Genomic DNA, 21,641 nt, shown 5'->3' with positions numbered 1-21,641 from the left:
GCTCTATTTTACTGAGACGCTAGGCCCGCCTTCAACCGCCAGCACCAGGCGCCGGTTGGTGACGCGCGCCAGTTGCGCCAAGCGACCGGCCGGGCGCTCGCCATAGAGATCGGCAAGGGAGGCCGGCAGCACCAGCGCCAGCGCGCCGCTGCCGCGGCTCTCCCATTTCAGCTGCGGCATGACGCCCGGCATCGCCGCCGTCAGCAGGTAGACGACGCGCATCAGCGCCGCCAGCACGCGGGCGCGCTCGAGCATACGCGGCGGCGCCAGCGCCTTGATCTCGGGCGCGATGCCATCGTTGAAGATGCCGTCATGGCGGTAGGCGCTGGCTAGAGCCAGATAGGCGCGCCCGGGATGATCGACGCCGATGAAGGAGGCATGCGCGATGATGTTGAGCGACTGCCTGCCGCGATATTCGGGATGCGCGCGCCAACCGATATCGGCGAGCAGGCAAGCGGCATGGCGGTAGCGCGCCTCGTCCACCGTCTCGTCGATGCCGAAGGCCTTGAACGCCTTGCCGGTCCATTCGACGAGATCATGCGCGTGATGCACCGAACGCGAGCGCAGCAGCGCCAGCTCCTCGGCGGCCGAAATCAGCGGGTCGGCCTTCTGCTCGGCCGCGTCGAGCAGCGAATAGAGGAAGCCTTCGCGCACTCCCTGCGCCGAGACGACGATCTTCGACGGCTGCATCGCCGACATGATCTCCTGCAGCACGACGGCGCCGTAAGGCAGCAACGAGCGGCGGTTCTTGGAGACGCCCTCGATGCCTTTGACCTTCTCGATCTCGGCCTTCGCCACTTGCTTGAGGAAGCTCATCGCACTGTCGGCCGATATTTCGTAATGGTGCATGACGCCGAGCGGGTAGTTGGTCATCTCCATATGCAGCCTGGCGAGGTTTCGCCAGGTGCCGCCGACGGCGTAGAAGACCCTGCCCTGCCCACCCTTGAGCAGCTTTGCCCGCGCCAGCTCCTGGCGCGCGATCTTCTGCGCCTGGGCGAGCGAGTTCCTGGCCATGTCCTGCAGGCGCAGGCCGCCGAGCGGCAGCGTGATGCCGTCGCCAATCGCTTCGCCATTGATGTCGACCAGTTCGAGGCTGCCGCCGCCAAGGTCGCCGGCGATGCCGTTGGCCGGGTGGAAGCCGGAAATGACGCCGAGCGCCGAATAATGCGCCTCCTGCCGTCCGGACAGCACCCGGATCTCGGTCTTCAGCACATCCTCGGCGCGGTGGATGAAGTCCGGGCCGTTGATCGCCTCGCGCGCGGCCGCGGTGGCCAGCACATACATGTGCTCGGCTCCGGCTTGATCCGAAAGCGCGCGAAAACGGCGGAACTCCTCCATCGAGCGCGTCACCGCTTCGGGGTCGAGCTTGCCCGTCGAAACGATGCCGCGGCCAAGGCCGGCCAGCATCTTTTCGTTGAACAGCAGCGTCGGCGAGCGCGCCAGCCCTTCATAGACGACGAGGCGGATCGAGTTCGACCCGATGTCGATGATCGACAGCGGCCGCCGGTCCTGAAGCCGGCCCTGGGAAACTGAAATCACGCGGCGGCGTTCTTCTTGCGGCGCTTGAACTGAGCAATGCGCCTGGGAGCATGCGATTTCAGCGCGTCGCCCCGTCCGGAAAGGCTCGGATTGGTCATGAAATATTCCTGCGCGTTGAACGGTTCCTCGCCCTCTTCCAGCACAACGCGCCGGGAGGTGCCGTCAGCCAATACGTCGAAACTTTGCTGGTTGTCCATGATGTTGCCCAGCATGATCTGGCCAAGCACCTGTTCATGCACAGTTGGATTGGTGATCGGCACCAGGGTCTCGACGCGGCGGTCGAGATTGCGCGGCATCATATCGGCCGACGAGATGTAGACGATCGCCTCGTCCGACGGCAGGCCGTGGCCGTTGCCGAAGCAGAAGATGCGGCTGTGCTCGAGGAAACGGCCGACGATCGACTTCACCCGGATGTTCTCCGACAGGCCCGGCACCTGCGGCCTCAGGCAGCAGATGCCGCGCACGACGAGGTCGATCTCGACGCCGGCGCGGCTGGCGTCGTAGAGCGCATCGATGATGATCGGGTCGACCAGCGCGTTCATCTTCATCCAGATGCGCGCCGGCCGTCCTTCGTGCGCATGGACGACTTCCTCGGCGATGTGCTTCAGGATGCGCTCGCGCAGCGTGAAGGGCGACACGGCAAGACGCATCTCCTCGGCCGGTTCGGCATAGCCGGTGATGAAGTTGAAGAGCTGCGCAACATCGCGCGCGATCGTCCGGTCGGTGGTGAAGAAGGACAGGTCGGTGTAGATGCGGGCGGTGACCGGGTGGTAGTTGCCGGTGCCGAGATGGACGTAATTGCGCAGCCGGCCGTCCTCGCGGCGCACCACCAGCGACATCTTGGCATGGGTCTTCAACTCCAGGAAACCGAACACGACCTGGACGCCGGCGCGTTCGAGGTCGCGCGCCCAGCGGATGTTGGCCTCCTCGTCGAAACGCGCCTTGAGCTCGACCAGCGCCGTCACCGACTTGCCGGCCTCGGCGGCGTCGATCAGCGCGCGCACGATCGGGCTGTCGTTCGAGGTGCGGTAAAGCGTCTGCTTGATCGCCACCACTTCGGAATCGGCCGCCGCCTGGCGCAGGAACTGCACCACCACGTCGAAGGATTCGTAAGGGTGGTGGACGACGATGTCCTTTTCGCGAATGGCGGCCAGGCAATCGCCGCCATGCTCGCGGATGCGTTCGGGGAAACGCGGATTGTAGGGCGTGAATTTCAGGTCGTCGCGCGGAATGGCGACGATCTCGGAGATCTGATTGAGCGCCAGCGGGCCGGTCAAGACGCTGATGCGGCTCGACGAGACGCCGAGCTCGCCGGCGACGAAATCGCGCAGCGCGGCCGGCATCAGCGTGTCGAATTCGATGCGGATCACGGAGCCGCGACGGCGGCGCTTCAGCGCCGTCTCGAACAGGCGCACGAGGTCTTCCGACTCCTCTTCCACCTCGATATCGCTGTCGCGGATGATGCGGAACGTGCCGGAGCCCTTGACCTCATAGCCGGGGAAAAGCTTGCCTATGTAGATGCCGACCACCTCCTCCAGCGGGATGAAGCGGACGTGGTGTTTGCGGTCGGGCAGACGGATGAAGCGCCTGAGCGCCACCGGCAGGCGCAAGAGCGCGCTCATCTCCTCGCCATTCTTGCGGTGGCGCAATTGCAGCGCGATCGAAAAGCCAAGATTGGGGATGAAGGGGAACGGATGCGCCGGGTCGATCGACAGCGGCGTCAGCACCGGGAAAACCTGTTCCTGGAAATGGTCTTCCAGCCAGTTCTTCTCGTCCTTGGTGAGCGCATCGCGGGTTATGCTCTCGATGCCTTCCTTGTTCAGCAATGCCATGAGCGCCGATAGGCTCTTCTGCTGGTCTTCCTGCAGGCGCTCGACCTCGCGCAGCAACTGCTCGAGCTGCTGCTCGGGCGTGCGGCCGTCGGGGCTCTTCAGCGCGATGCCTTCGCGCACCTGGCCGGCAAGGCCGGCGACGCGGACCATGAAGAATTCATCGAGATTGGCCGCCGAAATCGACAGGAAGCGGACGCGTTCGAGCAGCGGATGATGCTCGTTCAGCGATTCCTCCAGCACACGGCGGTTGAATTGCAGCCAGGAGAATTCGCGGTTGACGAAACGGTCGGGATTGCCGCCGTCCGGGCTTGCCGCCTCGACGGTGATGAACTCGCTCTGCACCGGCTTCAGTTCGTTCATGGTTTCCTTGCCCGCAGTCGTCTCTTTTGCCGCGCCATACGCTGCCGGACGCGTAATAGACGCTCTAACACGCTTTCATGACGCATGATCCGTCACGGAATCGCTCCGACACCGGCCTCATGCGCTTAACCGGCTCAACTTATCCTCTGCCAGCCTTTTGCGACAGTTTGATTTCATCGATCTTGCAAACCGGCCTTTTATGATCCAGATGCAGACTGGTCACTGGCCGAACTCAATTGGAGACGACGATGGCAGGCGGTAGCATTCCCCATTTCCAGAACGATGCCGGCCATCCGGTTATCGAGATCGGCGTCAAGGAATTCATGTGCACCGGCGCCAACCCGCCTTTCGACCATCCGCATGTGTTCCTCGACATGGGCGACGACAACGAAAAGGTCTGCCCCTACTGCTCGACGCTTTATCGCTATTCGCCGTCGTTGAAGGCGACGGAAACGCAGCCGCCCGGCTGCCTCTATGTCGACCAGGCCGCCTGAGCTTTTTCCCCGATCATGACTGAAACACGGTCCCGGCAGGTTGTTATCGCCGGGGCTGGCATCGCCGGGCTGACGGCAGCGCTCGCCTTTTCGGCGCGCGGCTTCCCGGTAAAGCTGTTCGAGCAGGCCAATCAGCTCGAAGCGGCCGGCTCCGGTCTCCAGCTTTCCCCCAATGCGACCCGCATCCTGCGCCGGCTCGGTGTGCTCGACCGCCTGCTGCCCAACGCGGTCCGCCCGGAAGCGGTGGTGCTGAAGGACGCGAGAAGCCTGCGCGAGCTGGCGCGCGTGCCGCTTGGAGCGTCCGGTGAAAGTCGTTGGCGCGCGCCCTATCTGGTGGCGCATCGCGCCGACCTGCAGGCGGCGCTGATGGCTGCGGCGGCGGAACGGCCCGGTATCGAGCTTGTCACCGGCGCGCGGGTGACCCGCATCGCCGTCGACCCGCAAAGTGTAACCGCGACGGTCGAGACCGACGGCGAAGCCACTGAGGTCGCAGGCGGCCTGCTGGTCGGAGCGGACGGCGTGTGGTCCTCGGTTCGCGCCGAGCTTGCCCGGACGGTCGGCTTTGCGACAAGCCGCTTCTCCGGCGAACTCGCCTGGCGCGCGACGATCCCGGCGCAAAGTGCCGCCGGCCAGGCGTTTGCGCAAATCGCCGACGCCGACTGCGTCACCACCTTCCTGCATCCCGGTTTCCATATGGTTGCCTATCCGGTGAGCAAGGGCAGCGCCTTCAACCTGGCAGCCTTCACCAAGGGCGAGCGCATCGCCGAAGGCTGGTCCGGCCATGCCGACGCCGCCATTCTTGCAAGCGCCATGCGCGGCACGGCGGCAACGCTGTCGAGACTGGTGGCGCTCGCCGGTCCGTGGACGGCGTTTCCGATCCACACCGTCGAGCAACGGCGCTGGACGATGCCGGAAGGCATCGCGCTGATCGGCGACGCCGCGCATGCCATGACGCCGTTCGCGGCGCAGGGCGCGGCCATGGGGATTGAGGACGCCTCGACGCTCGCCAATTTGGTCGCCGACTCCCCCGGCGATCCGGCCCAGGGTCTTGCCATCTGGGAAAATCTTCGACGACCGCGCGTCGAAAGGGTGCTGAAGCGCGGCGCGCTCAATCGGCTGGCATGGCACGCATGGGGGCCTGTGGCGATCGCGCGCAACCTGGTGCTGACGACGCGACCGGCGGAGAAGCTCGCGGCGGATCTGGACTGGCTCTATGGATGGGAGGAGCGGAAGGTTGCGAGGCGCTGAGAGTTTGGGATAGACGCCAGTCAACTGGTTACGCCGGCGGGACAGCGCCCCCCTCTGTCCTGCCGGACATCTCCCCCACTTGGGGGGAGATTAGCAGCTTTGGCGCCGCGCTTAACCCTGCAACGTTGGAGATTGGCGAAAGCCGGCGTGACATCCGATCTCCACCCTTGTGGGGGAGATGTCCGGCAGGACAGAGGGGGGCGCGACGGAACGAGGCGTTCGCGAATTCTGAGAGCGCGACCGCTAATCATACAACCACATCGACCACCATAGCGAAACCGGCACCGGGTTCCACCAGCCGGTACGGAGGCCGGCGGTGCGCAGTGCCGCCGCCGTCCAGGTGTTGCAGCCGACCAACGCGTTGAAATGGCCGTTGGCCTCGTAGAAGCGGTCGTAGGTTGAGTAGCCTGCATTGTCGATGGCAACCGGGCCGTTCGCGCCGTTCTGGAAGCTCGCCGCGATATAATCGAGCAGCGCCGAAAAATGCGCCTCGTCGATGTCGAAATCTGCGACATCCGGATGCGGTTCCATTATCGCGCCGGCGATATCGACATGTATCACCGAGGCGTCCAGCGTCAGCGCCTTCATCACCGGCACCGCTTTCAATTGCGACCAGGTCGGCGTCTCCAGATAGAAGGCTCGGCCGCCCCAGCCGAAGACGATGTAGCGCGCCTGCGGCGCATCGGTCGGCAGGCCGGCACCGGTGAGGAAGGCAAAGCGCCGGCGCACGCCGTCGTCGAGGGGGATGGCGATGTCGGTTTGGATCGCGTTCTTCAGCACAAGGATGCGCCGCGTGCCCTCGGCGCCCGCGGCGGCAGGCAGGAGCGGGCGCGGCACCAGCGTGCCGAGCACGGCAGCCAGCAACGCAACGGCAACCAGCCAAGCCAGGAAGCGCAAGAGTTTTTTCATCGCCATGCGGCGGTTCCGTCGCGTTGCAATCGGTCGATCATTAGTCGATAGCCCAAATGCAAAAAAGCCCGGCCGCGACGGCCGGGCTTTCGAAATCGATATGGCGCCCGCTCAGTGCAGGATCTGCGACAGGAAGAGCTTCGTGCGCTCATGGCGCGGATGGTCGAAGAACTCGGCCGGCGTGTTCTGCTCGACGATCTGGCCCTGATCCATGAAGATCACCCGGTTGGCGACCTTGCGGGCAAAGCCCATCTCGTGGGTGACGCAGAGCATGGTCATGCCCTCTTCCGCCAGCCCAACCATCGTCTCCAACACTTCCTTGATCATTTCGGGATCGAGCGCCGAGGTCGGCTCGTCGAACAGCATGATGCGCGGGTTCATGCATAGTGAGCGCGCGATCGCGACGCGCTGCTGCTGACCGCCGGAGAGCTGGCCGGGGTACTTGTTGGCCTGCTCCGGGATCTTGACGCGCGTGAGGAAATGCATGGCGATTTCCTCGGCCTGCTTCTTCGGCATCTTGCGCACCCAGATCGGCGCCAGGGTGCAGTTTTCCAGAATGGTGAGGTGCGGGAACAGGTTGAAGTGCTGGAACACCATGCCGACCTCGCGGCGCACCTCGTCGATCTTCTTCAGATCGTTGGTGAGTTCCTTGCCGTCGACAATGATCTTGCCCTTCTGGTGCTCTTCCAACCGGTTGATGCAGCGGATCATGGTCGACTTGCCGGAGCCGGACGGACCGCAGATGACGATGCGTTCGCCGCGCATCACCTTGAGGTTGATGTCCTTCAAGACGTGGAACTCGCCATACCATTTGTGCATGCCGACGATGTCGATGGCGACATCGGTGGTCGAGATATGCATCTTCTTGGCATCGACCTTGATTTCTTCCGCGCTGACGGCGTTTTCGGTGGCCATGGCCAAATTCCCCTTTATCGTTGCATTTGATGCATGTCGTTACCCCAAACCGCTACACTTTGGGCGACACGCATCAGCGATTGTAGCCGGTGTCGAGCCGGCGTTCGGTGTACATTGAATAGCGCGACATGCCGAAGCAGAACAGCCAGAACACGAAGGCGGCGAAGATCAGGCCTGATCTGGCCGTCTGTGGCGTCGCCCAGTTGGCGTCGGCAAAGTTTTGCTTCACCACGCCGAGCAGATCGAACATCGAGATGATGAGGACTAGACTGGTGTCCTTGAACATGCCGATGAAGGTGTTGACGATGCCGGGGATAACCAGCTTCAGCGCCTGCGGCAGCACGATCAGGCTCATCTTCTGCCAATAGCCGAGACCGAGCGAGTCGGCCCCCTCATACTGTCCCTTCGGAATCGCCTGCAGCCCGCCGCGCACCACTTCGGCCATGTAGGCGGCGGCAAACAGCGACACGCCGATCAACGCCCGCAGATACTTGTCGAAGGTGACGCCTGCGGGAAGGAACAGCGGCAGCATGACGCTGGCGAAGAACAGCACAGTGATCAACGGAATGCCGCGGACCGTCTCGATGAAGACGATGCAAAGCCATTTGATGATCGGCATCTTCGAGCGCCGGCCAAGCGCCAGCACGATGCCCGTGGGCAACGAGACGGCGATGCCGACGAAGGAGAGGCTGAGCGTGACCAGGAGCCCGCCCCAGCGCGAGGTCTCCACAACCGGCAAGCCGAACACACCGCCGAGCAGCAGGAAGAAGGCGACGATCGGCAGCACGACGAACAGCAGGATCGCGTTCAACCCCTTGCGCGGCACGCGCGGGATCAGCATCGGCACCAACAGCGCCACGAACAGGATGGCGACCAGGATCGGTCGCCAGCGCTCTTCGATCGGATAGGTGCCGAACATGAACTGGCCGAACTTGGCGTTGACGAAGGCCCAGCAGGCGCCGGTCCAGCCCTCGGGCTGGATGCCGCCTTGCGCGGCGGTGGTGCACACCGTGCGGTCCGGCCCGGTCCACTGAGCGTTTATGAAGGCCCAGTTGACAACCTGCGGCACGATCCAGGCAACAATGGCAATGCCGAGGACGGTGAGGATGATATCCCCGACGGAGCCGACCAGGTTCTTGCGCACCCAGGCATAGACGCCGCGTTCGCTGAGCGGGGCCGGCTGGGCCAGAGCCATCTCGGTGCGCACCCAAGCCATGTCGTGTTCCTGCATGGCCCTACCTCTCCACCAGCGCCATCTTGGCGTTGACCACGTTCATGACCGCCGAGGTCACCAGGCTCAGCACCAGATAGGCGATCATCATGATGAACACGCCCTCGACCGCCTGTCCCGTCTGGTTAAGCACCGTGCCGGCTGTGGCCGTGAGATCGGGGTAGCCGATGGCGATCGCCAGCGAAGAATTCTTGGTCAGGTTGAGATACTGGCTGGTGAGCGGCGGGATGACGATACGCATCGCCTGCGGCACAACGACCAGGCGCAGTATGGGGCCGGAACGCAGGCCGAGCGCGCCAGCAGCCTCGGTCTGACCCTTGCTGACACCCCTGATGCCGGCGCGCACGATCTCGGCGATGAAGGCCGCGGTATAGAAGGAAAGCGCAAGCAAGAGCGACAGGAACTCCGGCTTGACCCAGAAGCCGCCGGTCAGGTTGAAGGTCGACTGCTTCGGAAAATCGAGGGTGAGCGGCATTCCCGCAAGCAAGAAGGCGAGCAACGGCAGGCCGACGATCAGCGCGACAGATGTCCAGAAGACCGGAAATTGCTGACCGGTAGACATCTGCCTCTGCCGCGCCCTGCGGGCGACGAACCAGGCCATTGCCAGCGCGAGCACGAAGGCGACGGCGATCAGCCATGAGCCGTCGCCCCATACCGCGCGGGGGAAATAGAAACCGCGCTGGTTCAGGAAGGAGCCGAACGGCAGGTGATAGCTCTCGCGCGGCGGCGGCAGCACGGCCAGCACGCCGGAGTACCAGAAGAAGATGACCAGCAGCGGCGGGATGTTGCGGAAGATCTCGACATAGACCGTGCATATCTTGCGGATCAGCCAGTTCTGCGACAGGCGGCCGATGCCCACCGTGAAGCCGACGATGGTGGCAAGGACGATGCCGACGACGGCGACAATGATCGTGTTGAGCAGGCCGACAACGAGGGCGCGGAAATAGGACGAATCCGACGTGTAGGCGATCGGCGTGTCGGAAATGTCGAAGCCGGCCCTGCTCCTGAGGAACCCGAAGCCTGAAGCGATGTGCAGGCGCTGGAGGTTCTCGATGACGTTATTGACGATCCACCAGATCGAGCCAAAGACAAGGATCACGACCAGCGTCTGGAAGAACAGCCCGCGTATTCTCGGGTCATTGATGAAGGAGCCGCGACGCGGCTCCTCGCGAAGGATTTCCTGCGAAGCCATGGACCGTCCTCTGGAAAGAGAAACCGGGAGGCAGACGACCTGCCCCCCGGATCACGTTTCAATCAGCGGATCGGCGGACCGTATTGCAGGCCGCCCTTGGTCCACAGCGCGTTGATGCCGCGCGCGATCTTGAGCGGGCTGCCCGAGCCGACATTGCGCTCGAACATTTCGCCGTAATTGCCGACAGCCTTGATGATGTTGACGACCCAGTCGTTGGAGAGGCCGAGGTCGGCACCGTATTTGCCATCGGGCTCGGTGCCGAGGATACGCTGGATGTTGGGGTCGGTCGACGTCTTCATCTCGTCGACATTCGCCTGCGTGATGCCGGCTTCCTCGGCGTTGAGCAGCGCGAAATACGTCCAGCGCGCGATATGCGCCCACTGGTCGTCGCCCTGGCGCACGGCTGGGCCGAGCGGCTCCTTGGAGATGATCTCGGGCAGCACGACATGATCGGCCGGTGAGGAAAGCGTCAGGCGGATGCCGTAAAGGCCGGACTGGTCTGTGGTGTAAGCGTCGCAACGACCCGCGTCATAGGCGGCGTTGACCTCTTCGAGCTTCTCGAACACGACGGGGTTGTATTCCATCTTGTTCTTCTTGAAGTAGTCGGCGAGGTTGAGCTCGGTCGTGGTGCCGCTCTGCACGCAGACGGCGGCGCCCGAAAGCTGCAGCGCGGAGTTCACGCCCGGCAGCTTCTTGGCGTTGATCATGAAGCCCTGGCCGTCATAATAGGTGACGCCGACAAAATCGAGGCCGAGCGCGCTGTCGCGGTTGCTGGTCCAGGTGGTGTTGCGCGACAGGATGTCGATCTCGCCCGACTGCAGGGCGGTGAAACGCTCCTTGGCGCTGAGCGGCGTGAACTTGACCTTGGAGGCGTCACCGAAGACGGCGGCCGCAACGGCGCGACAGAAATCCGCGTCGATGCCTTTCCAGTCACCCTTGTCGTCCGGCGCCGAGAAGCCGGCGAGGCCGGTCGAGACTCCGCACTGGATAAAGCCCTTCTGCTTCACGGTATCGAGCGTGCCGGCCGAAGCGGCGGACGCCATGAACCCGAGCGCGGCGGCGCCAAGAATGCCGATTGCAATGTGTTTCATGACCCACAGACCCTTTTCTGTTACAGGCGCCCCTGCTGCCAGGCGACGCTTGATCTTTTATCGTTTGTGAATGCAGCTCCCACTTTAAGGCCACTCCCGGACCGGCATCGGTTGCCGACGCGCTGCCTCCCATTCACGAAACGCATCGAAGGCGATTATTCCTGTGAGGTCAAGGGAAATGACCGAATCCGAAGAGGTATGAAAAGCAATTGCCGCAAATGCCTGAATTGCGGACAAGAGCCCATGAAACCGGCAGGCCATGCGAACAAATCAGTCAAGTTACGGCCGCGTGAAACCATGATTCGCCGGTACAATCCGTCCCAGCAATAGCGGTGCTTTATTGACCGCATGCGCCGTTGGATTGGCCTAGCGGAAGACCGGCTTTTGGCGGGCCCGGCGCGGTTGCGCGGGCTTTGCCGCCGCTTTATGGCTGGTCTCCCGATATCATTCGACAGGCGACGAACCATGGCTAAGGACGGCATCGAAATGGGTGTCAACACGCTGCTTGCCCACTCCGGCAACAACCCGCGCGACTATTTCGGCTTCGTCAACCCGCCGGTCGTGCACGCCTCGACGGTGCTTTACCCAGATGCCGCCTCGATGGCCAGGCGTAGCCAGAAATACACTTACGGCACGCGCGGGACGCCGACGATGGACGCGCTCACGCTCGCCGTCGATGCGCTGGAAGGCTCGGCCGGCACCGTCGCGGTACCTTCGGGACTGGCGGCGGTGACGGTGCCGCTCCTGATCTTCCTTGCCGCTGGCGATCACCTGTTGATCGCCGACAGCGTCTACCACCCGACGCGCCACTTCGCAGATACGATGCTGAAGCGGCTGGGTGTCGAGGTCGAGTATTACGAGCCCCGCATCGGCGCCGGCATCGCTTCGCTGATCAAACTCAACACCAAGGTGGTGTTCACGGAATCACCGGGATCGAACACCTACGAGGTGCAGGACATCCCGGCGATCGCCACGGCCGCGCACGCCGCCGGCGCCATCGTGATGATGGACAATACCTGGGCGACGCCGCTCTATTTCAAGCCGCTCGCCCATGGCGTCGACATTTCGATCCAAGCGGCGACGAAATATCCCGCCGGCCATTCCGACGTGCTGCTCGGCCTGGTTTCGGCCAACGAGGCCTGCTGGACGAAGCTCTATGACGGCTTCTGCACACTCGGCTGCTGCTCCGGTCCGGACGACGTCTACCAGGTGCTGCGCGGCCTGCGCACGATGGGGGTGCGGCTTGAACATCACCGCAAGAGCGCGCTCGATATCGCGCGCTGGCTGGAAGAGCAGCCAGGCGTCGCGCAGGTGTTGCATCCGGCGCTGGAAAGCCATCCCGACCATGCGCTCTGGAAGCGTGATTTCTGCGGCTCCAGCGGCGTCTTCTCGATCGTGCTCAAGGGCGGCGGGCAGAAAGCGCAGCATGCCTTCCTCGACGCGCTCAAGATCTTCGGCCTCGGCTATTCCTGGGGCGGCTATGAGAGCCTCGCCGTTCCGGTCTTCCTCGGCGACCGTACCATTGCCAAAGCAGCCTATGCCGGCCCGCTGCTCCGCCTGCAGGTCGGCCTGGAGGATGTCGAGGATCTCAAGGCCGACATTCTGCGCGGGCTCGCAGCGGCTGCGGCCGCCAGGTGACAGGCTGATCGTCGGAGGGTTCCGCGCCAGCGGCAGACAAGCCTCGGCCGAAGCGCTAGAGCAATTCCAGGAAAAGTGTGAGCGGTTTTCCGCCCGGAATTGCGTCAAAACAAAGAGATAGAGCATTTCACCGTTTCCGTGAAACGATGAAACGCTCTAGCATGGCCCGCGCGACCAACTCGGGAACCTTTTGTCGGCAGGCGCATCCAATCGCGGATGTAACAGTTGCCGGGAGATCAGGGCGAGATGAGAAAGCCTGCTATCGAAGCCGCCGAAATAGGCGCGGCCGAGGTCGGCGACATGGCGTTGGTGCACCGGGCGCTTGTGCGCGATCCGGATGCGTTCCGCTCCATCATCAAGACCCACAACCAGCGGCTCTACCGCATCGCGCGCGGCGTGGTGCGCAACGACACCGAGGCCGAGGACATCGTGCAGGAGGCCTATATGCGCGCCTTCGCCAATCTCGGTGCCTTTCGCGGCGAGGCGTCGCTTTCCACCTGGCTGTCGCGCATCGTCATCAACGAGGCGCTCGGCCGGCTGCGCAAGCGCAAGCGCATCGTGGCGATGCCCGAAAACCCGGAGGCGCAGATCATCCGGTTTCCCCTAAACCCAAGTGACGATCCGGAGCGGACGATGGCGCAGCGGCAGATCCTGGGGCTTGTCGAGCGGGCGACCGACAGCCTTCCCGATGTCTATCGCACGGTTTTCGTCGCCCGCGTCATCGAGGGCCTGAGCATCGAGGAAACCGCCGACCTTCTGGGCGTGCGGCCTGAAACCGTGAAGACGAGGCTGCACCGGGCGCGAACGCTGGTGCGCAAGGCGCTCGACGACGAGATCGGTCCGGTGCTGCTCGACGCCTTCCCCTTCGCCGGCCGGCGCTGCGAGCGGCTGACGCAGGCGGTGATGAGAAGGCTGGGGTTCGAGGGCTAATTTCGGCCCCCGGCCGTTTTCCCGGGAACGTTTCGCCCCTCCCCGCATCCAATGGCAGTCAACACCAGATGAAGCCCGGGGCCAGCGCCGCCGGGCGAAGGAGATGCCATGTTTATGCGATCAACCGCCGCCCTCGCCGCCCTTTTCTTCGCGAGCACCGCGCCGCTGGCGCAAGCCGCCGAAAAGCCCACCGACCCGCAGATCGCCCACATCGCCTATACGGCCGGCACGATCGACATCGAGGCGGCCAAGCTGGCGATCAAGAAGTCCAAGAACAAGGAGGTCGTCGACTTCGCCAAGGACATGGAGCGCGACCATGAGGCGGTGAACAAGCAGGCGCTCGAGCTGGTGAAGAAGTTGAAGGTCACCCCCGAGGACAACGACACCAGCAAGGCGCTGGCCAAGGCCGCCAAGGAGGAGCGCGCCAAGCTGGCGAAGCTCAAGGGGGCTGACTTCGACAAGACCTATATCGAGAACGAGGTCGCCTATCACAAGCAGGTCAACGGCGCGCTCGAAACCCTGCTCATCCCATCGGCAAGCAATGCCGAGTTGAAGAGCCTGCTGGAGACCGGCCTCAAGATCTTCCAAGGGCATGAGCAGCATGCCGAACATGTCGCCGGCATGCTGAAATGAGGCCGTTGCTTCTTGCCCCGGCGCTGGCGCTGGCGCTCTGCGCGTCGCCGGCGCTCGCGGCGACGATCGAGGTGACGATCAACAAGCTGGTTTTTTCGCCGGCAAACGTTCAGGCCAAGGTCGGCGATACGATCGAATGGACGAACAAGGATGTCCTCGCCCACACCGCCACGGTGAAGGGCGGCTGGGATGTGACGATCCCGGCAAAGTCTAAGGGCAAGGTCACGCTGAAGGCGGCGGGAGCGGTCGACTATTTCTGCCGCTTCCATCCCAACATGAAGGGCCATATCGAGGTGGCCCCTTAATCCGATCCGCCATTCCACGAGCGGGGCGTCCTGCGCCTCGCTCGACTTGGAAGCACCGAACAGCCTTTCAGAAATTTGCTCTAGTGATGGTCATCCCTGTGCCGATGCCGGTGTGCTGCCTGCTTTGCCCGGTTGCCGCAGGCAGCCATGCTGCACCAGCGGCGCCTGTGCCCGCGGGTATGATCGGCAAATAGCAGCGTGCAAGCCGGACCTTCGCAAGCCTTCACATGTGAAAAATCCTCGGTGCAGACAAGCTTGGCCAGCGCCTCTCCGATCGGCAGCAAGAGGGCCTCTGGCGTCCGCCATTTGCGGGCCGTCTGAAGCGCGAACGGTGCGCCGCTACCGGCCGGCGCGATCCGGCTGAAGGTTTCGTCTCGCTCCAGCAGGCGGTTGAGCGGGTCGAGTTCCGCCAGATCCGCGGCCGTCAGCGCCCGCCCCTTGTGGCCATGCACGAAGCCTCTGAACCATTCGCGCAAATGCCGCGCCTGGTCGGCCACCTTGTCGAGTTCGCCGGGCAACGCCTGCCCGCGAATGGTTGCCAGCGCTTCCGCCGGCACCAACCGCGCCTGCCCCAGCCAGTCCAGCAGGCCCTCGCCGTCGTCGATCCAATCGATAGGCCTGTCGAGCGGGGTCGCGATCGAGTTGAGGAAATCCAGGCCGGGCGCGTCGCCGACAAAAAGCGCAGGTGAGCGAACCATCGAAACTCCAATTCACGCCCGCAGCTTCGCCACGCGGGCGTCCATCCGTGAACACGACTCCGTGATAACCGGTTTGCATCGTCTTGACAAGTTATGCCTCAAACGCGTAACCGTCCTATATCGCTTAGTAGGGTTATCAATCGACCAGAGGAAACGGTATGCTCACGAAGGGATGGGTTATCGTTTCAGTCCATGCCGAGGCCGTCGTCGAGATCATCCTTGAGGCCGCGCAAGGCTGACGTCCAGGTTTAAAATAACCCTCTGGCGCAAAACAACTGAGTTACGAAAATGGAGAGAAAAATGACCACCTACAGGACGGCGAATGTCGACGGCTTCAATATCTTCTATCGCGAGGCCGGCCGGCCCGGCGCGCCAAAGCTGCTTCTGCTGCATGGCTTTCCAAGCTCGAGCCATATGTTCCGAGACCTGATTCCGCTGCTCGCCGACCGTTTCCACATCGTCGCGCCCGACCTGCCGGGCTTCGGCCGCTCCGACATGCCGCAGGCCGGCGAATTCGCTTACACGTTTGACCGGATCGCCGAGATCATCGACCGCTTCACCGAGGTGGTCGGCTTCGACCGCTACGCCGTCTATGTCTTCGACTATGGCGCGCCGACCGGCTTCCGGTTGGCGGTGAAGCATCCCGAACGCATTGCCGCCATCATTTCGCAGAACGGCAACGCCTATGAGGAGGGCCTGGGCGAGGATTGGAACCCGATCCGCGCCTATTGGCGGGACCCCTCGCCCGCCAACCGCGAGGCGCTGCGTCCAGCCTTCAAGCCGGCGGCGGTTGCCTGGCAGTACACGCATGGCGCGCCGGCAGAACTCGTCTCGCCCGACGGCCATTCGCTCGACAGCTTCTATCTCAGCCGTCCGGGCGCGGAAGAAATCCAGCTTGACCTCTTCGGCGACTACAAGAGCAATGTCGCCCTCTATCCAACCCTCCAGGCTTATTTCCGCGCCCACAAACCGCCTTTCCTGGCGGTGTGGGGCAAGAACGACCCGTTCTTCCTGCCACCCGGCGCCGAGGCGTTCAAGCGCGACATGCCGGATGCGGTGGTGCGTTTTCTCGACACCGGGCATTTCGCGCTCGAAACCCATGCCGGCGAAATCGCCGCCGCCATCCGCGACTTCCTCGGCTGACAAGGAGAACTCGCCATGTCGAAATCCGTCGCCGTCATCACCGGCGCCAGCCAAGGCATCGGTCAGGCCACCGCCATTCGGCTGGCGCGGAATTTTTCCGCGCTGGTGCTGTTCGCGCGCAACCGGGCGAAGCTGGAAGAGACGGCCAAGGCCATCAAAGACGCAGGCGCGGAAGTGCTGGTCATCGATGCCGACCTCGCCCGGCCGGACGCCGCCCAAGCGGTGGTCGACCAGGCGCTTGCCACCTTCGGCCGGATCGACGCGCTGCTCAACATAGCCGGCGCGGTGCCGCAGATCGATCTCTTCGAGATGAGCGACGAGCAGTGGGACGCCGGCCTGGCGCTGAAGCTGCATGGCGCCCGGCGGCTGACCGTCGCGGCATGGCCGGCGCTGAAGGCGGCCGGCGGCTCGGTGGTGCTGATGTCCGGCAATTCGGCGCTGTTTCCGAAAGCGCCTTATGCGGCGGTCGCAACGATCAACGCGGCAATCGTGGCGCTCGCCAAGGCCTTTTCCGACCGCGGCATCGCCGACGGCGTGCAGGTCAACAGCGTGTTGCCGGGCCCGGTGATGACCGGCCGCCGACGCTCCTATCTCGAGCACTGGGCGCCGCTCCACAAGATGAGCGTCGAGGAAGCGACGGCGAATTTTCCAAAGGAAGCCGGCATCGCCCGCTACGGCGAGCCGGAGGAGATCGCCGAGTTGATGGCTTTCCTCGTCTCGCCGGCGGCGCACTGGATGACCGGCTCGACGTTGCGCATGGACGGCGGCGAGGTGAAATCTGTTTGAACGTCTGAAGGAGGACGAAGAAATGATTGCCTGGGACCGCGTGACCCGCGCGCATGTCTTGCGCGCGATGGAAGATTACGACCGGCTGGGGCCTGAGCGGTTTTTCGCCGAGCATGGCTTTGCCCCAACCACGAGCTATGATCTGGCCTGGGAAGACCGTCTCTATCCGCCAAAGGCCATCCTCGGCACCGCCTATCAGTTCGCCACGGGCTCGCGGCTCGCGTCTGGCGATTTCGAGGGCGGCAAGAGCGGCGCGGTGAAGGTGCTTGGCGCGCTGGGATTCACCGTCCAGCCAAGGCAGAGATAGCGCAGCCGGCGATTGCTGCGCCGATTCCGCAAACGGCAATAACGCCTTGGCGCGATTGAGAAAGCCGAGGCCGCTGGTGGCGCGTCCCACACAGTTCGCCGCGCAATAATATTCTCTTCGGCTGCGAATATACGGATTGGCTTGGCTTTCAAATCCGTGGCATCAGCGGCATTGCGAGCAACGCAATTCCACCTATTCGATCCAGGTCCTGCCATGGCGTTTCGCCTTTTCGTTCCGATCCTTGCCGGCGCGACGCTTCGCGAACGGCTGCTTGCCTGCATCGGCGCGACTATCGGCATCGCGCTCACGGGCATGATCAGCGGGCTCGCCATGGGGAGCGGTCCGCTTGTGGCGATGCTGGTGGCGCCCATGGGCGCTTCCGCCGTGCTGCTCTTTGCCGTTCCGTCGAGCCCGCTGGCGCAGCCCTGGTCGATCATCGGCGGCAACACGATTTCGGCGCTGGTCGGCGTGACGGTGGCGCATTTCGTGCACGACACGGTGTTCGCCTCCGGCCTTGCGGTCGCGCTGGCGATCGCCGCCATGTCGTTCACGCGCTCATTGCACCCACCGGGTGGCGCCGCGGCGCTCACAGGCGTGCTTGGCGGGCCGGCCGTTGCCGCCGCCGGCTTCCTGTTTCCCTTCGTGCCGGTAGCGCTGAACTCGATCATCCTGGTTGCGCTCGGCTTCCTTTTCCACAAGCTGTCGCGGCGCAACTATCCCCATGTGCACGTGCCCGCCGGCAGTGGGCATGGCACGGCCGACCGGCCGCCGGCCGAACGCGTCGGCTTCCGGCCCGAGGATGTCGATGCGGCGCTCTCCGCGCTCGACGAGACCTTCGACATCGACCGTGACGACCTGGAGCGCCTGCTGCGCCAGGTCGAGCTGCAGGCAGTGATGCGCTCGCAGCGCACGCTGCTTTGCCGGGACATCATGTCCCGCGATATGATCTCGGTGACCGAAACAGCCTCCGCCGACGAGGCGCGCAAACAGCTGATCGACCACAACATCCGCACCCTGCCGGTGGTCGACGCGGACGGACGGCTCTCCGGCGCGGTCGGCCTGCGCGAGCTGACAAAGGCGACCGACACGGTGAAAGGGGTGATGTCGAAGGCCGGCACCGCCTCGCCCGACACGCCGGCGATGAGCCTGCTGCCGGTGCTGACCGACGGCCGCAGCCATGCGGTGGTGATCGTTGATGCCGAACGGCGCATCCTCGGCCTGATCACCCAGACCGACCTGCTTGCGGCGGCCGCGCGGGTGCAGCAGGCAGGCAAGGCGCAGCTGAAAGCTGTGGCCTAAAGCGCGTCGCGTCGAAACGGATTCGGGCGACGCGCTTTAAGTTTTTGTTTTGATGCATGTCGTTGTCCCAGAACCGCTGCGCACTTCTGGGCGACATGCATTAGGCAAGGCACTCACCCCGGCATGCTGGCTGCCCGGTCGAGACGCGGCGCGGCGCGTTTGGCCTCTGTCGGCCGGGTGACATGCGTCCATGAACCATCATAGACCGCTTGCCGCCGCTCGATCCAGGCGCTCAAGCCTTCGCGCAGGTCCGCTGTCGGGGCCACGCGGGCGAATTGCTCGGCCTCGACCAGCAGACCTTCCGCGATGCTCGACTCGAGGCCACGCGCCACTGCGGTGAGGATGCTGGCGACCGCCGCCGGCGAATGGACGAGAATGCGGCGGGCAAGGTCGAAGGCCGCTCGCAGTAATTCGGCGTGCGGTACGACATGGTTGACCAGGCCGAGCTCGGCTGCGCGCCCGGCCGAAAATGTCTCGCCGGTCAACAGCAGCTCCAGCGCGCGCTTGCGCCCCGCAAGTCTAGGCAGACGCTGCGTGCCGCCGAAAGTCGGCGGCATGGCAAGCTTGATCTCCGGCTTGGCGAACAACGCGCGGTCGCTGGCGATGGCCAACGGCACCGCTTCGGTGATCTCGCAGCCGCCGCCAAAGGCGATGCCGTTGACGGCGGCGATAACCGGCTTGCGAAATGCTTCCAGCCGCGCCGTCAAGCGCTGGCCGCGCATGACGAAATCGCGCAGCGCGGCATCGGTGCCTTCGGCTACGCTCAACGAGAATTCGTGGATATCGGCACCGGCGGAAAACGCGCGTTCCCCTGACCCGGTGAGGATGACGGCGCCCACGCCATCGTCCGTCTCGATCAGGTCGAGGAGCGAAAGCAGCCGATCGATCAGCGCGTAGTTCAGCGCGTTCAGCTTGTCGGCGCGGTTGAGGGTGAGGATCGCGACGCGGTCGCGCGTCTCGCGCAGCACAAGTTCGGTCATGATTTATCCTTTCCGGAGGGCGGCGGAACAGGCGGAACAGGCGGAACAAGAGCAGGTTTTCGATTGATTGTATATTCACTAGTTGGTATACTTATGCGATGAGCGAAAAGCCCAATCCCACGCGAAAACGCCTCGTCGACGCGGCGACCAAGCTCTTCTATGCCGAGGGCATCGGCCGCGTCAGCGTCGATGCCGTGGCCGAAAAAGCAGGCCTCACCAAGCGCACGCTCTACTACCATTTCAAGAGCAAGGACGATCTGATCGCGGCCTATCTCGACGGGCGCGACCAGCCTAATCTTGAGCAGATGACTGGCTGGTTCGACGCGGCGGGGGGCGGAGCGGACAAGAAGGTCGAGGCCATCTTCACCAACCTGGCGCGGGTGGCCCGTCATCCAAAATGGAAGGGCTGCGGCTTCCTGCGCACGGCGGCCGAGCTGGCGGCGATGCCCGGACATCCGGCGGTCAAGGCTGGAGCGCGCCACAAGACCAATTTCGAAAAATGGCTGGCCGGCACGCTTTCAGACCACGATGTCGGCGAGGCGAAGATGCTGGCGCGCGAGATCATGCTTTTGATGGATGGCGCCTTTTCGAGCATGCTGATCCATCACAATCCCGACTATATCACTGCTGCCGGCCATGCCGCCGCGACGCTGGTGCGGGCAAGGATGGCAGGCAAACGCGGCGCTTAAAGCGCGCGCTGAAACGGATTCAGGCGACACGCTTTAAGTCTTTGTTTTCATGCATGTCGTTGTCCCAGAACCGCTGCTGGGCGATATGCATTGGATGCCGATGCTCCAGCTTGGCGTGATCCGACGAGGTAGTGTCTTCAGGCCCATGCCAGCCAGGCGGTACCGGCGAGAAGCGTCACCAGGGTCAGCGGCAGGCCGACCTTGAAGAAGGCGGAGAAGGAAAGCTCCTTGCCGGCCGCCTTTGCCTGCTCGGCGACGATCAGGTTGGCGACCGAGCCGAGCAGCGTGAAATTGCCGGCAAGCGTCGAGCTCATCGCCACGACCAGCCAGGCGCGCTCCGGGTTTTCCAACCCGGGAATGAAGGGCCTGAGCGCCAGCACCGCCGGCACATTGCTCATGATGTTGGAAAGGGCCGCCGTGAAGCCGGAGAGCCGCCAGACATCGTCGAGGCCGATGTTCTTCGCCCAGGCGATCATGTCGGGCGTGAGCAGCGTGCGCTCGGCGCCCGCCACCACCACGAACAGGCCGGCGAACATGAAGAGCAGCGGGCCGTCGATCTCGCGGTAGATGCGCCGCGGCTTGATTGCGCGCGTGACGAGAAGGAAGGCGCCGGCGATCAGCGCCGCCTTGGCGACGGGAACGCCGGCGAAGAAGGCGAGCGCCAGCAGCACGCAGACGATGGTGGCCTTTAGCACCTGTCCGGGCAGCATGCGGCCGCGATAGACTTCCGGGCTGAGTTCGGCTGGGCGGGAGAATTCGGCGCGGTAGACGATGCGCACGATGACGATGACGCAGAGCAGGCCGAACAGCGCCACCGGCGCGAGCGCCAGCGTGAAGGCCGGATAGGAAATGCCGGACAGCGCGCCGATCACCATGTTCTGCGGATTGCCGGTGATGGTGGCGACGCTGCCGCAGTTCGAGGCCGTGCAGGTGGCGATGAGGTAAGGCACCGGGTTGCGGTTGATGACGCGGGTGACATGGACGACGATCGGTGCCATCACCAGGCAGATCGCATCATTGACCAGGAAGGCTGAGAGCACGCCGGTCAATAGCGTCACCATCACCAAAAGCATAAAGGGCGCATGGGCGTGCTCGATGGCAAAGCCGCCGAGCGCGCGAAACGCGCCCGAGACCTTCAGATGCGCGACCACGATCATCATGCCGAGCAGCAGCGTGACGGTGTCGAAATTGATGGCTTTGTAGGCATCCTCTATGCTGATCGCGCCGATGGCGATCATGGCGGCGCCGCCGAGCAGCGCGATGCCGGCGCGGTCGAGGCGCAGGCCCGGAATGCGGCCGACGGCGACGCCGGCGTAGGTGAGCACGAGGATGAAAAGCGCGCCCGTGCCGGTCCATGTCATTGCAAGAAGGTCCCCGTTGCCTGCCCTGACCGGCAGAATCCGCCGGCGCATTGGGGCGGCT

General features: G+C 64.0%; 21 protein-coding genes. 11 read left to right on the top strand and 10 right to left on the bottom strand.

What is annotated here, in order from left to right:
• Window positions 1-3: 3 nt before the first annotated feature.
• Together ppx and AC0L2L_RS15535 are read right to left on the bottom strand one after the other, a co-directional pair.
• The gene (ppx, locus tag AC0L2L_RS15540; RefSeq protein WP_473579442.1) at window positions 4-1,539 is read right to left on the bottom strand and encodes an exopolyphosphatase; all 1,536 of its coding nucleotides are present in this window, start codon (window positions 1,537-1,539) and stop codon (window positions 4-6) included.
• Window positions 1,536-3,731, bottom strand: a complete 2,196-nt coding sequence (locus AC0L2L_RS15535; protein WP_473579441.1) for an RNA degradosome polyphosphate kinase — start codon at window positions 3,729-3,731, stop codon at window positions 1,536-1,538. The genes ppx and AC0L2L_RS15535 overlap by 4 nt, the downstream gene beginning before the upstream one ends.
• Window positions 3,732-3,979: 248 nt before the next feature.
• Here AC0L2L_RS15535 and AC0L2L_RS15530 point away from each other — a divergent pair, with 248 nt between their 5' ends.
• Together AC0L2L_RS15530 and AC0L2L_RS15525 are read left to right on the top strand one after the other, a co-directional pair.
• The gene (locus AC0L2L_RS15530; protein ID WP_473579440.1) at window positions 3,980-4,225 is read left to right on the top strand and encodes a zinc-finger domain-containing protein; all 246 of its coding nucleotides are present in this window, start codon (window positions 3,980-3,982) and stop codon (window positions 4,223-4,225) included.
• Window positions 4,226-4,240: 15 nt separating this feature from the next.
• Complete coding sequence (locus AC0L2L_RS15525; RefSeq protein WP_473579439.1) at window positions 4,241-5,473, top strand: FAD-dependent monooxygenase; 1,233 nt, start codon at window positions 4,241-4,243, stop codon at window positions 5,471-5,473.
• 243 nt (window positions 5,474-5,716) lie between these two features.
• Here AC0L2L_RS15525 and AC0L2L_RS15520 read toward each other — a convergent pair whose 3' ends face one another.
• The 5 genes from AC0L2L_RS15520 to AC0L2L_RS15500 all read right to left on the bottom strand — a co-directional run bounded on the left by AC0L2L_RS15520 (window position 5,717) and on the right by AC0L2L_RS15500 (window position 10,811).
• Entirely contained in the window at window positions 5,717-6,382 is a 666-nt protein-coding gene (locus AC0L2L_RS15520; RefSeq protein ID WP_473579483.1) for a TIGR02117 family protein, read from the bottom strand.
• 111 nt (window positions 6,383-6,493) lie between these two features.
• The gene (locus tag AC0L2L_RS15515; RefSeq protein ID WP_051334165.1) at window positions 6,494-7,297 is read right to left on the bottom strand and encodes an amino acid ABC transporter ATP-binding protein; all 804 of its coding nucleotides are present in this window, start codon (window positions 7,295-7,297) and stop codon (window positions 6,494-6,496) included.
• A 73-nt stretch (window positions 7,298-7,370) separates the two neighbouring features.
• Window positions 7,371-8,528 (bottom strand): amino acid ABC transporter permease, encoded by a 1,158-nt coding sequence (locus AC0L2L_RS15510; protein WP_473579438.1) that lies wholly within the window; start codon window positions 8,526-8,528, stop codon window positions 7,371-7,373.
• Between the two features lie 4 nt (window positions 8,529-8,532).
• Window positions 8,533-9,720 carry an amino acid ABC transporter permease gene (locus AC0L2L_RS15505; RefSeq protein WP_473579437.1) on the bottom strand — a complete coding sequence of 396 codons (1,188 nt, stop codon included), beginning with the start codon at window positions 9,718-9,720 and terminating at the stop codon, window positions 8,533-8,535.
• A gap of 62 nt (window positions 9,721-9,782) precedes the next feature.
• Window positions 9,783-10,811 (bottom strand): amino acid ABC transporter substrate-binding protein, encoded by a 1,029-nt coding sequence (locus AC0L2L_RS15500; RefSeq protein ID WP_027169915.1) that lies wholly within the window; start codon window positions 10,809-10,811, stop codon window positions 9,783-9,785.
• 465 nt (window positions 10,812-11,276) lie between these two features.
• Between AC0L2L_RS15500 and AC0L2L_RS15495 the strand changes: the two genes are divergently transcribed.
• The 4 genes from AC0L2L_RS15495 to AC0L2L_RS15480 all read left to right on the top strand — a co-directional run bounded on the left by AC0L2L_RS15495 (window position 11,277) and on the right by AC0L2L_RS15480 (window position 14,317).
• The gene (locus tag AC0L2L_RS15495) at window positions 11,277-12,449 is read left to right on the top strand and encodes a cystathionine beta-lyase (RefSeq protein ID WP_473579436.1); all 1,173 of its coding nucleotides are present in this window, start codon (window positions 11,277-11,279) and stop codon (window positions 12,447-12,449) included.
• Window positions 12,450-12,695: 246 nt separating this feature from the next.
• Window positions 12,696-13,379, top strand: coding sequence for an RNA polymerase sigma factor (locus AC0L2L_RS15490; RefSeq protein ID WP_473579435.1), 684 nt, complete (start codon window positions 12,696-12,698; stop codon window positions 13,377-13,379).
• Between the two features lie 108 nt (window positions 13,380-13,487).
• Window positions 13,488-14,012, top strand: coding sequence for a DUF4142 domain-containing protein (locus tag AC0L2L_RS15485; protein ID WP_473579434.1), 525 nt, complete (start codon window positions 13,488-13,490; stop codon window positions 14,010-14,012).
• A complete protein-coding gene (locus AC0L2L_RS15480; RefSeq protein WP_473579433.1) occupies window positions 14,009-14,317 on the top strand; it encodes a cupredoxin domain-containing protein in 309 nt (102 codons plus the stop codon). The genes AC0L2L_RS15485 and AC0L2L_RS15480 overlap by 4 nt, the downstream gene beginning before the upstream one ends.
• 80 nt (window positions 14,318-14,397) lie before the next feature.
• On the opposite strand, the gene AC0L2L_RS15475 is transcribed toward AC0L2L_RS15480, so the two are convergent.
• Window positions 14,398-15,015: a CGNR zinc finger domain-containing protein gene (locus AC0L2L_RS15475; protein ID WP_473579432.1), complete on the bottom strand. Its 618-nt coding sequence runs from the start codon at window positions 15,013-15,015 to the stop codon at window positions 14,398-14,400.
• Window positions 15,016-15,315: 300 nt separating this feature from the next.
• Here AC0L2L_RS15475 and AC0L2L_RS15470 point away from each other — a divergent pair, with 300 nt between their 5' ends.
• The 4 genes from AC0L2L_RS15470 to AC0L2L_RS15455 all read left to right on the top strand — a co-directional run bounded on the left by AC0L2L_RS15470 (window position 15,316) and on the right by AC0L2L_RS15455 (window position 18,550).
• Window positions 15,316-16,158, top strand: coding sequence for an alpha/beta fold hydrolase (locus AC0L2L_RS15470; RefSeq protein ID WP_473579431.1), 843 nt, complete (start codon window positions 15,316-15,318; stop codon window positions 16,156-16,158).
• Between the two features lie 15 nt (window positions 16,159-16,173).
• Complete coding sequence (locus AC0L2L_RS15465; RefSeq protein WP_473579430.1) at window positions 16,174-16,944, top strand: SDR family oxidoreductase; 771 nt, start codon at window positions 16,174-16,176, stop codon at window positions 16,942-16,944.
• A 22-nt stretch (window positions 16,945-16,966) separates the two neighbouring features.
• The gene (locus tag AC0L2L_RS15460) at window positions 16,967-17,251 is read left to right on the top strand and encodes a ScoMcrA-related endonuclease (RefSeq protein WP_473579429.1); all 285 of its coding nucleotides are present in this window, start codon (window positions 16,967-16,969) and stop codon (window positions 17,249-17,251) included.
• Between the two features lie 213 nt (window positions 17,252-17,464).
• Window positions 17,465-18,550, top strand: coding sequence for an HPP family protein (locus AC0L2L_RS15455; protein ID WP_473579428.1), 1,086 nt, complete (start codon window positions 17,465-17,467; stop codon window positions 18,548-18,550).
• A gap of 113 nt (window positions 18,551-18,663) precedes the next feature.
• Here AC0L2L_RS15455 and AC0L2L_RS15450 read toward each other — a convergent pair whose 3' ends face one another.
• Window positions 18,664-19,530 carry a crotonase/enoyl-CoA hydratase family protein gene (locus tag AC0L2L_RS15450; protein WP_473579427.1) on the bottom strand — a complete coding sequence of 289 codons (867 nt, stop codon included), beginning with the start codon at window positions 19,528-19,530 and terminating at the stop codon, window positions 18,664-18,666.
• Between the two features lie 98 nt (window positions 19,531-19,628).
• Here AC0L2L_RS15450 and AC0L2L_RS15445 point away from each other — a divergent pair, with 98 nt between their 5' ends.
• Window positions 19,629-20,219, top strand: a complete 591-nt coding sequence (locus AC0L2L_RS15445) for a TetR/AcrR family transcriptional regulator (RefSeq protein ID WP_473579426.1) — start codon at window positions 19,629-19,631, stop codon at window positions 20,217-20,219.
• Window positions 20,220-20,356: 137 nt separating this feature from the next.
• Here AC0L2L_RS15445 and AC0L2L_RS15440 read toward each other — a convergent pair whose 3' ends face one another.
• Window positions 20,357-21,580 (bottom strand): anion transporter, encoded by a 1,224-nt coding sequence (locus AC0L2L_RS15440; protein WP_473579425.1) that lies wholly within the window; start codon window positions 21,578-21,580, stop codon window positions 20,357-20,359.
• Between the last annotated feature and the right edge of the window lie 61 nt (window positions 21,581-21,641).

The organism is Mesorhizobium sp. WSM4832, from assembly GCF_055811115.1.
Note: the sequence above shows the minus strand (reverse complement) of the source record. Positions and strands in the feature narration are given on the sequence as shown.